At 54.2% G+C, this 14750-nt stretch carries 10 protein-coding genes; 7 read left to right on the top strand and 3 right to left on the bottom strand.

Annotation, left to right across the window (positions count from 1 at the left end):
• Positions 1-28: 28 nt before the first annotated feature.
• Positions 29-985, bottom strand: a complete 957-nt coding sequence (gene fepB, locus OGX92_RS13520; protein WP_286586650.1) for a Fe2+-enterobactin ABC transporter substrate-binding protein — start codon at positions 983-985, stop codon at positions 29-31.
• 187 nt (positions 986-1172) lie between these two features.
• On the opposite strand from fepB, the gene entC reads away from it, so the two are divergent.
• Genes entC through entH form a run of 5 tightly spaced genes read left to right on the top strand, consistent with a single transcriptional unit; the run spans position 1173 to position 6032 of the window.
• On the top strand, positions 1173-2348 hold the full coding sequence (gene entC / locus OGX92_RS13525; RefSeq protein ID WP_003831195.1) for an isochorismate synthase EntC: 1176 nt from the start codon (positions 1173-1175) through the stop codon (positions 2346-2348).
• Positions 2349-2379: 31 nt separating this feature from the next.
• Complete coding sequence (entE, locus tag OGX92_RS13530; protein ID WP_286586652.1) at positions 2380-3990, top strand: (2,3-dihydroxybenzoyl)adenylate synthase EntE; 1611 nt, start codon at positions 2380-2382, stop codon at positions 3988-3990.
• A gap of 13 nt (positions 3991-4003) precedes the next feature.
• Positions 4004-4861 (top strand): isochorismatase, encoded by an 858-nt coding sequence (locus OGX92_RS13535; protein WP_003831197.1) that lies wholly within the window; start codon positions 4004-4006, stop codon positions 4859-4861.
• Positions 4861-5616, top strand: a complete 756-nt coding sequence (gene entA / locus OGX92_RS13540) for a 2,3-dihydro-2,3-dihydroxybenzoate dehydrogenase EntA (RefSeq protein WP_063940724.1) — start codon at positions 4861-4863, stop codon at positions 5614-5616. The genes OGX92_RS13535 and entA overlap by 1 nt, the downstream gene beginning before the upstream one ends.
• A 2-nt stretch (positions 5617-5618) precedes the next feature.
• Positions 5619-6032 (top strand): proofreading thioesterase EntH, encoded by a 414-nt coding sequence (gene entH, locus OGX92_RS13545; RefSeq protein ID WP_032934545.1) that lies wholly within the window; start codon positions 5619-5621, stop codon positions 6030-6032.
• A gap of 38 nt (positions 6033-6070) precedes the next feature.
• Here the strand turns inward: entH and OGX92_RS13550 are convergent, their stop codons facing one another.
• On the bottom strand, positions 6071-10558 hold the full coding sequence (locus tag OGX92_RS13550) for an autotransporter outer membrane beta-barrel domain-containing protein (RefSeq protein ID WP_286586653.1): 4488 nt from the start codon (positions 10556-10558) through the stop codon (positions 6071-6073).
• A gap of 497 nt (positions 10559-11055) precedes the next feature.
• Here OGX92_RS13550 and cstA point away from each other — a divergent pair, with 497 nt between their 5' ends.
• The gene (gene cstA / locus OGX92_RS13555; protein ID WP_008784063.1) at positions 11056-13161 is read left to right on the top strand and encodes a pyruvate/proton symporter CstA; all 2106 of its coding nucleotides are present in this window, start codon (positions 11056-11058) and stop codon (positions 13159-13161) included.
• Positions 13162-13224: 63 nt separating this feature from the next.
• Positions 13225-13422: a YbdD/YjiX family protein gene (locus OGX92_RS13560; protein ID WP_003022064.1), complete on the top strand. Its 198-nt coding sequence runs from the start codon at positions 13225-13227 to the stop codon at positions 13420-13422.
• Between the two features lie 110 nt (positions 13423-13532).
• On the opposite strand, the gene OGX92_RS13565 is transcribed toward OGX92_RS13560, so the two are convergent.
• The gene (locus OGX92_RS13565; RefSeq protein WP_003831202.1) at positions 13533-14621 is read right to left on the bottom strand and encodes an oxidoreductase; all 1089 of its coding nucleotides are present in this window, start codon (positions 14619-14621) and stop codon (positions 13533-13535) included.
• Between the last annotated feature and the right edge of the window lie 129 nt (positions 14622-14750).

Genomic DNA, 14750 nt, shown 5'->3' on the forward strand with positions numbered 1-14750 from the left:
AGGCGTGAGCCGCATCCGGCGCTGAACATTAAAACAGAGCCGACAGACGATGCAGCAGCAGCGTGGCGCTGTAGTAGTCGAGACGGAAGGTTTCCGTACCCAGGGCGTAAACACGTTTATTTTGCACGGCTGGCAGATGCGCCAGAAGCGGATTGGCGTAAATAGCGTCGGCATCTTTGCTGTCGCCAGCAAACAGGAACAGCGCTTCACCGTTCAGGCCTGCCGCCAGGTTCTCACCGCCAAGCTGGATGATATCGTGGCGTTTGCCCTGACTCTGGCTGGTGTGCAAGTTGGCAGGCAGCGTTGCCAGCGTGAACCCTAACTGCTCCATCAGCTTGCCTTGCGCTGACTCAGGCGTCCACAGGTTGGCGCTGTGCGCCGCGGCGGTATATACCAGCGCGCTGACCGGCTGTGGTGGCAGGGGAATATGTTGCTTAACCGCCTGAAGTTGCTTATCAAACTCGGCAATTCGCGCAGCTGCCTGTTGCTCCTGACCGGTAATTTCACCTAACTGGGTCAGCAGCGACTGCCAGCTTTTATCGTCGTAATTAATGATGAGCGTTGGCGCAATGGTGGACAGCTGATCGTATAGCGCGAGGGCAGAATCTCCCCCGGTAGCACTTACCAGAATCAGATCCGGCATTTGAGCTGCGACGGCTTCGGCGCTCGGTTCGCCGATATACAGGCGGCTCAGTTTGCGTTCTTTTGCCACTTCGCTCCACTGGCGTAAAAAGCCCTGCGCATCGCCGATGCGATTGTTCGGCGTAGTGGCACCGCTGGCAATGACCGGGGCATCAATCGCCAGCAGCGAGCCGGTGAGGGTCACGCTGGTGGAGACAATTCGCTGTGGTTTATGTTCCAGCGTATGCGTGCCGCGGCTGTCAGTAACCTGACGCGGCCAGTCGGCGGCGTGACCTGAAGAAATTCCTGAAAGAGATAAACCTGCCAGTAAGAACACGGTGCGGCAAAAAGAGGGGAGACTCACGAATCGGCTTCCTGTTATCTGTATGAGTAATGCTTCTCATTTTCATTGTTAGCGAGCAAGGATGCAAGCCAAAGTCGCACATTGTGCTACCACAAGAGTTGACATACCGCCGCTTTACTTTTAGGTTAGCGACCGAAAATATAAATGATAATCATTATTAGAGCCTTTATCATTTTTGGAGGATGATATGGATACGTCACTGGCCGAGGAAAAAACGCAGACTATGCCGACGCTCGCTCCCGACAGTTTTTTCTTTATGTCGCCGTACCGTAGTTTTACGACGTCAGGATGCTTCGCCCGCTATGCGGAACCGGCAATTGATGGCGATTCGCCAGACAGCCCTTTCCAACAAAAAATGAACGCACTGTTTGCTGATGCCAAATCGCAGGGCATCACGAACCCTGTCATGGTCGGGGCTATTCCCTTTGATACCCGCCAGCCATCATCGCTGTTTATTCCCCAATCGTGGCAGAGCTTTTCTCGTACGGCGAAGCAGCAATCATCACGTTACTTTACCGCGCATCAGTCGCTGAACGTCGTTGAACGTAAATCGATCCCGGAACAGGACTTTTTTGAAGATATGGTCGCCCGGGCGGCTGCGCTGACGTCCACTCCGGAAGTCGACAAAGTGGTGTTGTCACGCCTGATCGATATCACCGCCGATGCCAACATTGACAGCGGTGCGCTGCTGGAGCGTCTGGTGGCGCAAAACCCGGCGAGCTACAACTTCCATGTACCGATTGAAGACGGCGGCGTATTGATTGGTGCCAGCCCGGAACTGTTACTGCGCAAAGAAGGCGATCGTTTCAGTTCTCTGCCGCTGGCGGGCTCTGCACGTCGTCAGCCTGATGATGTGCTGGATCGCGAAGCAGGGATCCGCCTGCTGGCGTCTGAGAAGGACCGCCATGAGCACGAACTGGTGACGCAAGCGATGAAAACGGTATTGCGCGATCGCAGCCGTGAACTGCAACTGCCTTCTTCTCCGCAGCTGGTTACCACGCCGACGCTCTGGCACCTCGGCACGCCGTTTGAAGGTAAAGCTAACCCGCAGGAAAACGCCCTGACGCTGGCGTGCCTACTGCATCCGACGCCTGCGCTGAGCGGCTTCCCACATCAGGTTGCGCGCAAGCTTATCGCCGAGCTGGAGCCGTTCGATCGCGAATTGTTCGGTGGCATTGTTGGCTGGTGTGATGCCGAAGGTAACGGTGAGTGGGTAGTGACGATCCGCTGTGCGAAGCTGCTGCGCAATCAGGTACGTTTCTTTGCCGGAGCAGGAATTGTTCCAGCCTCTTCCCCGGTTGCGGAATGGCGCGAAACGGGGGCTAAGCTCTCCACGATGTTGAATGTTTTTGGACTGCACTAAGAGCCTTGTGGACTGGTTTTAAGGAGCAATAATGAGTATTCCTTTCACCCGCTGGCCGGAAGTGTTTGCCCGCCGCTATCGTGAAAAAGGTTACTGGCAGGATTTGCCGCTGACCGACATTCTGACCCGTCACGCCGACAGCGAGCATACGGCGGTAATTGATGGTGAACGCCATCTGAGCTATCGCCAACTGAATCAGGCCGCTGACAATCTTGCCTGCAGTTTGCGTCGCCAGGGGATCAAACCCGGCGAAACCGCGCTAGTACAACTGGGCAATGTGGCTGAGCTGTATATCACCTTCTTTGCGCTGCTCAAGCTGGGCGTAGCTCCGGTGCTGGCGCTGTTCAGCCATCAGCGTAACGAACTTAACGCCTATGCCAAACAGATTGAGCCGGCACTGCTGATTGCCGATCGCCAGCATACGCTGTTTAGCGGGGACGATTTTCTTAACGCTTTTGTGGCCGAACACAATTCTGTGCGCGTGGTGCAACTGCGCAACGATGAAGGTGAACACAATCTGCAAACGGCGATAAACCAGCCTGCGACTGATTTTAGCGCCACGCCATCGCCTGCTGATGAGGTGGCGTACTTCCAGCTTTCTGGGGGGACGACCGGGACGCCAAAGCTGATTCCTCGCACTCATAACGATTACTACTACAGCGTGCGTCGCAGCAATGAGATTTGCCGCTTCACCGGGGAAACGCGTTATTTATGCGCAATCCCGGCGGCGCATAACTACGCCATGAGTTCGCCAGGCGCGCTGGGCGTATTCCTGGCCGGTGGCACTGTAGTGCTGGCGGCTGACCCGAGTACCACTCTGTGTTTCCCGCTGATTGAACAGCATCAGGTTAACGTCACGGCGCTGGTGCCACCTGCGGTGAGCCTGTGGTTGCAGGCGATTGCGGAGTGGGGCAGCAATGCGCAACTGGCTTCGCTGAAACTGCTTCAGGTCGGTGGCGCGAGACTTTCCGCCACGCTTGCGGCACGTATTCCAGCCGAGATTGGCTGCCAGTTGCAGCAGGTCTTCGGCATGGCGGAAGGGCTGGTGAACTACACCCGTCTGGACGACAGTCCTGAGCGCATCATCAATACCCAGGGTCGCCCGATGTGTCCCGATGATGAAGTCTGGGTAGCAGACGCTGACGGCAACCCCTTAGCCCAGGGAGAGACCGGACGCCTGATGACGCGTGGTCCGTACACCTTCCGCGGTTATTTCAAAAGTCCTGAGCATAATGCCAGCGCCTTTGACGCCAACGGCTTTTACTGTTCCGGCGATCTGATCGCTATCGATCCGGATGGTTACATCACCGTTCAGGGGCGTGAAAAGGATCAGATCAATCGCGGCGGGGAGAAGATCGCCGCTGAAGAGATTGAAAACCTGCTACTGCGCCATCCAATGGTGATCCATGCCGCGCTGGTCAGTATGGATGACGAACTGATGGGCGAGAAAAGCTGTGCCTGGCTGGTGGTGAAAGAGCCGCTGCGCGCGGTGCAGGTGCGCCGTTTTCTACGCGAACAGGGCATAGCGGAATTCAAATTACCCGATCGTGTTGAGTGCGTTGAGTCATTACCGCTGACTCCAGTGGGGAAGGTAGATAAAAAACAATTACGTCAGTGGCTGGCATCACGTTCACTGGCCTGAAGGAGAAATAGAAATGGCAATTCCTAAACTGCAGGCTTATGCGCTACCAACGGCGCTCGATGTTCCGGTGAACAAAGTCGACTGGGCATTTGACCCTGAACGCGCCGCGCTGCTGATCCACGACATGCAGGATTATTTTATCGGCTTTTGGGGCGATAACTGCCCGATGATGGAGCAGGTCGTCGCGAACATCGCCGCGCTGCGCCAGTACTGCAAAGAGCATAACATTCCGGTGTATTACACCGCTCAGCCGAAAGAACAGAGTGATGAAGACCGCGCTCTGCTCAATGATATGTGGGGACCGGGCCTGACGCGTTCCCCGGAACAACAAAAGATCGTTGAGGCGCTGGCGCCGGATGAAGCGGATACTATTCTGGTGAAATGGCGTTATAGCGCATTTCATCGTTCCCCGCTGGAACAGATGCTCAAGGAAACCGGGCGTAATCAACTGATCATTACCGGGGTGTATGCGCATATCGGCTGTATGACCACCGCAACGGACGCCTTCATGCGTGACATCAAGCCGTTTATGGTTGCCGATGCGCTGGCGGACTTTAGCCGTGACGAACACCTGATGTCGCTGAAATACGTGGCGGGACGTTCCGGGCGTGTGGTAATGACCCAGGAATTATTGCCGACACCGGTCCCGACCAGTAAAGATGCGTTGCGCAGCGTTATTCTGCCGTTGCTGGATGAGTCTGAAGAGCCGATGGATGACGAAAACCTGATCGACTACGGGCTGGATTCCGTGCGCATGATGGCGCTGGCGGCGCGCTGGCGTAAGGTTCATGGTGACATTGATTTCGTGATGCTGGCGAAAAAACCGACCATTGACGCATGGTGGGCGCTGCTCTCCCGCGAGGTGAAGTAATGGCTGGATTTGATTTTGCCGGGAAAACCGTCTGGGTAACCGGCGCGGGTAAAGGGATTGGCTACACCACGGCGCTGGCGTTTGCGAATGCTGGCGCTGAGGTGACAGGATTCGATCGCGAATTTCCTCAGGATAACTACCCGTTTGCGACCGAAGTGCTGGATGTGGCGAATGCCGGACAGGTAGCTGAAGTGTGCCAGCGCGTCCTCAAAGCGCGCGAGCGTTTGGATGTGTTGGTCAATGCCGCAGGTATTTTGCGTATGGGGGCCACCGATGCGTTGAGCGTTGAGGAGTGGCAGCAGACGTTTGCGGTTAACGTTGGTGGGGCGTTCAATCTGTTTCAGCAGACGATGGCGCAGTTTCGTCGCCAGCAGGGCGGGGCGATCGTGACCGTCGCGTCGGATGCTGCGCACACGCCGCGTATCGGCATGAGTGCTTACGGTGCGTCAAAGGCCGCGTTGAAAAGTCTGGCGCTGACCGTCGGACTTGAATTGGCGGGTAGCGGTGTGCGCTGTAATGTGGTGTCGCCAGGCTCGACCGACACCGATATGCAGCGCACGCTGTGGGTTAGCGATGACGCGGAGCAACAGCGTATTCGTGGATTTGGCGAGCAGTTTAAGCTCGGGATTCCGCTGGGGAAAATCGCCCGGCCGCAAGAGATCACCAACACTATTTTATTCCTCGCCTCCGATCTGGCCAGCCACATTACGTTACAGGATATCGTGGTGGACGGCGGTTCCACGCTGGGGGCATGACGATGATCTGGAAGCGTCATTTAACGCTGGATGAACTCAATGCCACCAGTCAGAACACGTTGGTGGCGCATTTAGGCATGGTCTACACCCGGCTGGGGGATGATGTGCTGGAAGCCGAAATGCCGGTGGATAGCCGCACGCATCAGCCATTTGGCCTGCTGCACGGCGGCGCATCCGCGGCCCTGGCGGAAACGCTGGGTTCGATGGCGGGTTATCTGATGACCCGCGACGGGCAGTGCGTGGTGGGGACGGAACTCAACGCCACGCATCATCGGGCGGTATCGCAGGGGAAAGTGCGCGGCGTTTGTCAGCCGTTGCACCTTGGGCGTCAAAATCAAAGCTGGGAAATTGTTATCTTTGATGAGCAGGGGCGACGCTGTTGCACCTGCCGCTTAGGCACTGCGGTGATGGGGTGAAAGTTAAGCGCGCCATTCAGGCGCGCTTCGTTACTCACTTACCAGCTATAGCGCAGATTAAGACTACCATTGAGGTCCTGATAATCATTGTTCCCTATCTGACCTGCGGCCTGGGCGCTGATACTCCATTGACTATTGAGATTAGCCTGAATCCCTACTTTTAGTTCGCTGCGATCCGCTGGTAGATCCTGTTTTACCGTTGCGTTATCAAATGATACGGCCAGATTGTCAGAGGTGTGCAGCCAGTTAATCTCAGCGAATGGTCGGACGGTAGCATCATCGAACGAAAGCTGGCTATCAATCCGCAGACCAAGACGTGTGGTCCAACTATCACCGTTTTGTCCATCTATGTGTGTACCGTTTGTCTCAACGCTATCTGCCTGGTAGCGTTGCCAGATAACCTGCGCCTGAGGCGTGAGGCTTACTGTGTTAGCGCTGCTCATATTAATGTCGTAGCGATAACCGCTTTCCAGCGAAATCGCGTGAGCCAGGGAGTCGTAATGCGTTGAACCGACATTGCCATTCTCGACGCTGTTATTGTAGAAACCATACTGATACCACGTATCAACATACCAGCCGCGATGTTGCCGGGCATCAGAGAACCAGGTGGCATACGCGCCAAGATTGTAACCGTCGATATCGCCTGTGGCTGTAAACTGACTGCCATCCGCGCCGCGATTTCCGGTGCTGTCGGTACTGCCGTCAAGGTAACTGGCCATCAGGCCAAACGTGATGCTTTGCTGATCATCGCGCCAGGTCGCAATGTCGCTGCCAAGCTGAAACTGGGTGTAATCGCTGTCCATGCCGATATTGCCGTTTACCGCAGATGTGTCCGTTTTTCCGCCTTTCATTCGCGCCCAGACGCTTCCTTCGGCCGAGCGGTACTGGCTCCCTTCACGATCGAACAGCGTTTGCATCTGCAGGCTACGCGCCAGCCACTGGTTGCCCAGATAAGCGCCTATATCGGCGCGATATTGTGGATTTGATGGGGTAACGTCGCTACTGCCGTCATCAGGATCAACTGGCGTCACGTCGCTGCCGCCGTCGTCAGGATCAACTGGCGTTACGTCGCTGCCGCCGTCGTCAGGATCGACTGGCGTCACATCGCTGCCGCCGTCGTCTGGGTCGACTGGCGTCACATCGCTGCCGCCATCGTCAGGGTCGACTGGCGTCACATCGCTGCCGCCATCGTCAGGGTCGACTGGCGTCACGTCGCTGCCGTCATCGTCAGGGTCGACTGGCGTCACGTCGCTGCCGCCGTCGTCAGGATCGACTGGTGTAACGTCATCATCCGGGTTGTCAGGCGTTTCTGCTTTGGAACGCAAATACCAGCTTTCGTTATCTTCATACAGACGATACTCATACAGCCCGATTTGAATCTGATTGCCAAGATAAAACGCGTTATCTGATGACACCCCACCGACGTCAACAATCTCGATACCTTGATCGGTATATGCACCCACGCCATCCACATTATTGATGTAGAGCGTGGTGCTGCCGTTAACATTACCTGAGACAATGAGCTGGTCGGTTGGTGAATTATCATCGCCTAAACTGGCGTTAAGTGAGAGCTGACCGCCGTTACCCGTGTAGTCGCCGTTGATGATTAATGCGTTCCCGGGAGTCGTGCTACTGCTGCGGATTACACCTTGATTGGTTACGTTACCATTAACGATAAACTGGCTGTCTGGCGTTGTGCTATCACCAAAACTTAGCAGGCCGATGTTGTTCACCGCGCCGTTGATTACCCCGTTGCCGCCGAGGGTGGCTCCGGCTTTGACATTGACGCTCTGCTTGCTGCCTTCAGCGCCGATAACGCCCGATTCAGTTAACCACAGCGTTCCCTGCTGAATGTCTGTGGTTCCGCTCCAGGTATTCTTTGCGGTAAGGGTGAGCGTACCATCTCCTTTTTTGGTCAAACTTTTACCGTCCCATCCTGTGGTAGCGTTGGATGAGGTATCTTCCAGTAACCTATTGACGGTAAATGTCTGGCCCGCGTCCAGGGTGAACGTACCGTGTGCAGGCGTAGAAGCCGCGGCGGAGTCTCCGGCGTACCAACTGAGCCCCACGCCCAATTCATATTGGGTATTATCAAGGGCGTTAACCTGACCAGAAATCGCGATATAGTCGGGCAGGGTATCCGGATCGGTTGAGATCGAAGCGAAATCGCTCACGATTGCGGAGTCGGCATCAATTAGCGTAACCTTGTCGATGTCTGCCAGTTGATTGTCTGAGGTCAGCGCGTTGAGATCCAGCGTATTACCCGAATTGCTAACGTGTAGATCGCCGCCAGGATTAACCTGTCCGCCGGTAATTAGCGGGTTAGCGGACCGACTGGCCAGCGCCGCGGCGCTTAAATCGATGCTGAGAATACTGCTTTCTTTCAGCGTGACCTCGTCAGCATGCAAGGTGCTGTAAGTTCCGGCTGTGTGGTCTGCCGCCAGCTCAAGGGTTCCGGCGTTGGTCAGTGTCGTGAGGGTGGAGTCATCTGTTACCCGCCACTGGCTCTGGTCCGCAAGGTTAAGATTGAGGATGGAATCAATACCCTGATCGTTGAAGCTTTCATTAACCGAGGTTGCCCCGGAGAAATAAGAACCCGCGTCCATGCTGAGGTTGATATATCCCCAACCGCTGTTAATGATGTCGCCGGTAATTGTCATTTTCCCTGAGCCATTTACCGTCCCGCCAGGTAGAACATACCCGCCCGAGGTGACTTTCGGATTCCAGATGGCAACGCCGCCGTTGGCGATGATGGTGGTATCGCCCGTCAGATTCACAATTCCGCCTTGTTGCACTACCACACCGTAACCACTGCCGTTAGCGCCGCTCATATCAATCGTCAGATTTTCAGCATTGATTATGCCGGCGTGAGTGAAATCTCCGCTGCCAATAGCCCAAAGGCCGTAGGGATTACTACCGCTCATGATGATATCGGTATTGGATAAATTGATGGTCGCGCCGCTATACTGGGCTGAAGCTCCGTAGCCGTTCACCGCGTAGATAGTGTTACGCTGCTCTGCGGAACCGTTGACATTTATGGTTGTCGGGGCGTTGTGGGGCGTGTTGGCCACAATACCGTTGGTCGTGTGGCTTGTAGTATTTCTTCCATCAATGGTGCTGCCTTCGCCAATATTGGCGAAGGTGGCATGCATGCTGCTGATTAGTGTAAGGGCAGTGGACTGCGCGGTCGTGACGGTCAGATTATTGGCATTGAATTCACCGTATCCTCGGCCGGTCAGGTAAATTGTTGATGCAGTCCCGTTTGCGCTGATGGAGCTGTCTGATCCTAAATCAACCACACCACCTTCTATTCGAAGCCCTTCCGTCTTCTGGCCTGTGACGTCAATGGTGAGATTGTTGGCCTTCACTGTTCCGATGGCATCATCTTTGGTGGTTGCCGAATAATCCTCAACAACCATCCCGTACCCTTCGGAGAAACCGTGCACGGTAATGGTGGAATCATTGCCAAAATCCACATTGCCGCTGATGTCCGCGCCCGTCCCTTTTGCGCGCTCGGTAGAGGTTGTGGTAAGGGTGATATCAAGGCTATCTGCCGTAAAATGACTTTGTGCACCAGAAAGGAGCCCATATACCGTACCTCCAGAGGATGAGAGTGAAATTGCGCTATTCTCGCCCAGGTTAATCTGGCTGTTTTGTCCCGTCTGGATACCATAGATAATGGTACCTGTTCCTGCCTCTGAGGCGGTGAAATCAACGTTTAGCCCGTTCGCGTTGAGTAAGGTGTTTTCCCCGAGATAGAGCGCACTTCCACCAGCTGTTCCGCTTACTAATTCAATGCGGGTGTCATCACCCAAATTGAGCGTTGTACCGCTTGTCCAGTATGTGTCGATACCAATAGCTTTACCTGTGGCGCCGCTGATGACTTTAACTAATCCACCATCCATGGTTAACGTATTATTGTCATCATAAAAATAGACACCAGTCGCATTACCATTCTGGGAATCGGTAATGATGTTACTATTGCTGCCGAAGTTCAGAGTGGCATTTTTTGTATGAACGTTAATTCCGTAAGCATCTTTTTTACTGATGGTGTTAATTGATATATTCTCTGCGTTTATATTTGTATCTGGACTGGTGTTGTTAATATATAGACCCGCGGTTGATGCTGATTTTGCAGTTCCTGTATCCGTAACGTTAATCTGTGTACCGTTACCTAAATTATTACTGGCGCTGTTATCAAGCTTCACGCCAATAGAACCGCTATCACCGGTAACGTGAATGGTGGCTTTACCATTAATCTGTACGCCTTGCCCACCTGAGGACAGGCTTTCGATACCGGTGGTGCCATCGACAGACGTCACTGTATCGCCATCATTTAAGTTGATGGTTTCACCGCTAAGCGGGCCGTAATCACTGGCATGTACGCAGTTTGCCGTTAGTCCAATAGCCGATAACACCAGGCCCGCAACGGTTGCGCGAACCCGATGATCGCCCTGTGAGAGTTCGGAAGTCACTACAAACATATTTTTGGCGACATTCCAGACGATGCGATAGCATTTATTCATAATTTATTTCCGTATATGGCCATCCTGAACAATCTGGCGCTGATAAATTTCTGCTGAATTAATTTCGTTTTTATGTGGGGATTTTGTCATTAAAACTGGAGGTGTGGATATATTCTTTACTTTGAACTTTGTGATTAAAATAAAATAAAGCACTAACTGCATAAAAAGTCAGGATAATCTGAAGTCCTAAGTTTAATAACCGTATTAGCTGAGAAAGTCAGAGGTATATTTTTAGTAAATTCCATTATTAATAATAAAGAATATTAAGCGACAAGATCGGCATCATGCCGGGGGGGATCTGAACAAAACATAGAGAGGTTGGCACGTAGCGCGCAATTGTTTCAGTTGTCGCTGCGTTGAAAGTGATCAAGTTAACAATACAATGTAAATACTCAGTGAAAGTTCGGGTTTGCATGGTTGTCAGGTTGTTAAATTCAGAAAAGATGTTATAGAAACAAAATGTAACATCTCTCTGGATCGGACAACGGATAACAACTATGAACAAATCAGGGAAGTACCTCGTCTGGACAGTGCTCTCCGTTATGGGAGCATTTGCCCTCGGCTATATCGCATTAAATCGTGGTGAACAGATCAACGCGTTGTGGATAGTCGTGGCGTCGGTCTGTGTCTACCTTATCGCTTATCGTTTCTACGGCCTGTACATCGCGAAAAATGTACTGGCGCTTGACCCGACGCGTATGACGCCAGCCGTGCGCCATAACGACGGTCTGGATTATGTTCCCACCGATAAAAAAGTGCTGTTTGGTCACCATTTTGCGGCAATTGCCGGAGCGGGTCCGTTAGTTGGACCGGTGCTGGCGGCGCAAATGGGCTATCTGCCGGGGATGATCTGGCTGCTCGCCGGGGTGGTACTGGCGGGTGCGGTGCAGGACTTCATGGTGCTGTTTGTTTCTACCCGTCGCGATGGTCGTTCCCTTGGCGAACTGGTGAAAGAAGAGATGGGCCCAACGGCGGGCGTTATTGCGCTGGTGGCCTGTTTTATGATCATGGTGATTATTCTCGCGGTACTGGCGATGATCGTCGTGAAAGCGCTGACCCACAGTCCGTGGGGAACCTACACCGTGGCGTTCACCATCCCGCTGGCGATCTTCATGGGGATTTATCTGCGCTATCTGCGCCCGGGCCGCATTGGCGAAGTGTCGGTCATCGGTCTGGTGTTCCTGGTGTTTGCCATTATTTCCGGCGGCTGGGTGGCTGAAAGCCCGACCTGGGCACCGTACTTTGACTTTACCGGCGTACAGCTGACGTGGATGCTGGTGGGCTACGGTTTTGTTGCCGCCGTCCTGCCGGTGTGGCTGCTGCTGGCCCCGCGTGATTACCTCTCTACCTTTCTGAAAATCGGCACCATTGTTGGTCTGGCGGTAGGGATTTTGATCATGCGTCCGACGCTGACCATGCCTGCGCTGACCAAGTTTGTTGACGGTACTGGCCCGGTCTGGACCGGTAACTTGTTCCCGTTCCTGTTTATTACCATTGCCTGTGGTGCGGTATCTGGCTTCCATGCGCTGATCTCCTCCGGTACCACGCCGAAGATGCTGGCGAATGAAGGGCAGGCCTGCTTTATCGGCTACGGCGGAATGCTGATGGAATCCTTTGTCGCCATTATGGCGCTGGTTTCCGCGTGCATCATCGATCCGGGCGTGTACTTTGCGATGAACAGCCCGATGGCGGTGCTGGCTCCTGCGGGGACGGTGGACGTAGTGGCTTCTGCGGCACAGGTAGTCAGCAGTTGGGGCTTTGCCATTACGCCAGACACCCTGCATCAAATCGCCAATGAAGTGGGTGAGCAATCCATCATCTCTCGCGCAGGTGGTGCGCCTACGCTGGCCGTCGGGATGGCGTACATTCTGCACGGCGCGCTGGGCGGCATGATGGATGTGGCGTTCTGGTATCACTTCGCCATTCTGTTTGAAGCGTTGTTTATTCTGACGGCGGTAGATGCCGGTACACGCGCCGCGCGCTTTATGCTGCAGGACTTGCTGGGCGTGGTATCACCGAGCCTGAAACGTACCGATTCGCTGCCTGCAAACCTGCTGGCTACAGCGCTGTGTGTGCTGGCCTGGGGTTACTTCTTACACCAGGGCGTGGTGGATCCTCTGGGCGGTATCAATACCCTGTGGCCGCTGTTTGGTATCGCTAACCAGATGCTGGCCGGTATGGCGTTGATGCTCTGTGCTGTGGTGCTGTTCAAGATGAAACGCCAGCGCTACGCATGGGTGGCGCTAGTGCCAACGGCCTGGCTGCTGATTTGTACCCTGACCGCTGGCTGGCAGAAAGCGTTTAGCCCGGATGCGAAAATCGGCTTCCTGGCTATCGCCAACAAGTTCCAGGCGATGATCGACAGCGGTAACATTCCGGCGCAGTACACCCAGTCGCAGTTGACGCAACTGGTGTTTAACAACCGCCTGGATGCGGGTCTCACCATCTTCTTCATGGTCGTCGTTGTGGTGTTGGGTCTGTTCTCCATCAAAACTGCGCTGGCAGCATTGAAAGAGGACAAACCAACTTCGAAAGAGACACCGTACGAGCCGATGCCTGAGAATGTCGAAGAGATCGTGGCGCAGGCGAAAGGTGCGCACTAATATTCTCTTAACCAACCAGCCCTCTCCTGAACGGGGAGGGCGTTTGTACGACAGGGAAAAACTATGTTTGAAACACTCGCCAAAGCCGGGAAGTATTTAGGTCAAACCGCCCGATTAATGATAGGTGTGCCGGATTACGACAACTATGTTGAACATATGCGCGTCACGCATCCGGACCAGACGCCAATGACCTACGAAGAATTTTTCCGTGAGCGCCAGGATGCACGATATGGCGGGAAAGGTGGCGCGAAGTGCTGTTGATTTTTTGCCGGATGGCGCTGACGCTTATCCGGCCTACAACATCGTATTGGCGTAATTTGTCGTCGTAGGCCTGGTAAGGCGAAGCCGTCATCAGGCAACCCGCACCATAATCACACCGTAAACGACTCTACCTTTTCGAATGCTGCGCGCAGTGTCTCCGGCGTTAACGTTACCGGCAGGGCGTGAATGGACTCCACCGGGCGCAGAGTGTGCGCAATCACTTTGTCGATTTCGGCGCGGTTATTGATGTCCACTTCCAGTTGAGCTAATCGGGTTGGCAGGTTGAATCGCTGATAAGCGGTAATTAACTGCGCCAGCACATCATCTTGTCCCAGCAGCGCGCTCTGCACCAGGATGCCGTACGCCACTTTGGTGCCGTGTAAAAACTTCTCAGTTTGTGGAAGGACGGTCAGGCCATTGTGAACAGAATGCGCCGCCGCCACGCGGGTGTAGCGCTCGCCCAGACCACCAACCATGCCGCCTCCGGCAATAATCGCATCCACCACATCGCAAAACGTGCGGCTTAGCGTGCCTTGTTGTTTGTCTGCCAGCGCCTGCTCGCTGCTTTCCAGCAGGACATCGCGGATGGTTTGCGCGGCTTGAATACCCAGACGTACTGTCAATGGTAGTGTTTCCGGCTGAGGTGCGAGCACGACGGCTTCATACCACTTTGCCAGCGTGTCGCCGATCCCCGCCAGTAAGTATTCTTCTGGCGCATTGAGAACGATCTCGGGTTCGACCAGCACGAGGAAATTCGCGTCAGCGAAAATTTCGAAATGTAGAGCCTGGCCCGCATCGTTATACCAGACGGAGAGTGGCGTCCAGGCAGCGCAGGTCGCCGCGATAGTAGGAATACCGACAAACGGCAGATCCAGACGACGGGCCAACGCTTTAGCGGTGTCGAGCAATGTACCGCCTCCCACGCCAATCACCACACTGCGATCCTCTCCCGACTCTTTTGCCAGTTGAGCAACATCGGTTTCGCTGCAATGTCCCGTAAACAGCAGGCGTTTAGCCTCGGCAAGATGAAAAGCCTCTGGCAGGTAAGGGCGGGCTGCATCGATGGCGCGTTCACCATAAACCCACACGGCGCGTGAAAGTTGGTCGGCAGAGAAAAAATCGTTGAGTCTTAACAGGCTGCCGGGATGGGAAAAATAGTTGGCCGGGCCGGTGACGACGCGAATTTCGGTATTACTCATGTTGTGTTGTCCTTTTGGCTGTCCTGTCCAGGCAGGTTATTTTTATATAGACGTCTGAACGTCTTGATTGCCAAATACTAGCATCGTGCTATAGTGGCTTCAACCACAACATCACACGCTGGGATAACA

Source organism: Citrobacter sp. Cpo089 (genome assembly GCF_030332695.1).
GTDB classification, from domain to species: Bacteria; Pseudomonadota; Gammaproteobacteria; order Enterobacterales; family Enterobacteriaceae; genus Citrobacter; species Citrobacter portucalensis.

Bases quoted from the DNA above. Each gene is read 5' to 3' on its own strand.
- OGX92_RS13535 (WP_003831197.1), top strand. From the start codon at position 4,004: ATGGCAATTCCTAAACTGCAGGCTTATGCGCTACCAACGGCGCTCGAT.
- OGX92_RS13565 (WP_003831202.1), bottom strand. From the start codon at position 14,621: ATGAGTAATACCGAAATTCGCGTCGTCACCGGCCCGGCCAACTATTTT.
- entE (WP_286586652.1), top strand. From the start codon at position 2,380: ATGAGTATTCCTTTCACCCGCTGGCCGGAAGTGTTTGCCCGCCGCTAT.
- OGX92_RS13560 (WP_003022064.1), top strand. From the start codon at position 13,225: ATGTTTGAAACACTCGCCAAAGCCGGGAAGTATTTAGGTCAAACCGCC.
- entA (WP_063940724.1), top strand. From the start codon at position 4,861: ATGGCTGGATTTGATTTTGCCGGGAAAACCGTCTGGGTAACCGGCGCG.
- entC (WP_003831195.1), top strand. From the start codon at position 1,173: ATGGATACGTCACTGGCCGAGGAAAAAACGCAGACTATGCCGACGCTC.
- OGX92_RS13550 (WP_286586653.1), bottom strand. From the start codon at position 10,558: ATGAATAAATGCTATCGCATCGTCTGGAATGTCGCCAAAAATATGTTT.
- cstA (WP_008784063.1), top strand. From the start codon at position 11,056: ATGAACAAATCAGGGAAGTACCTCGTCTGGACAGTGCTCTCCGTTATG.
- entH (WP_032934545.1), top strand. From the start codon at position 5,619: ATGATCTGGAAGCGTCATTTAACGCTGGATGAACTCAATGCCACCAGT.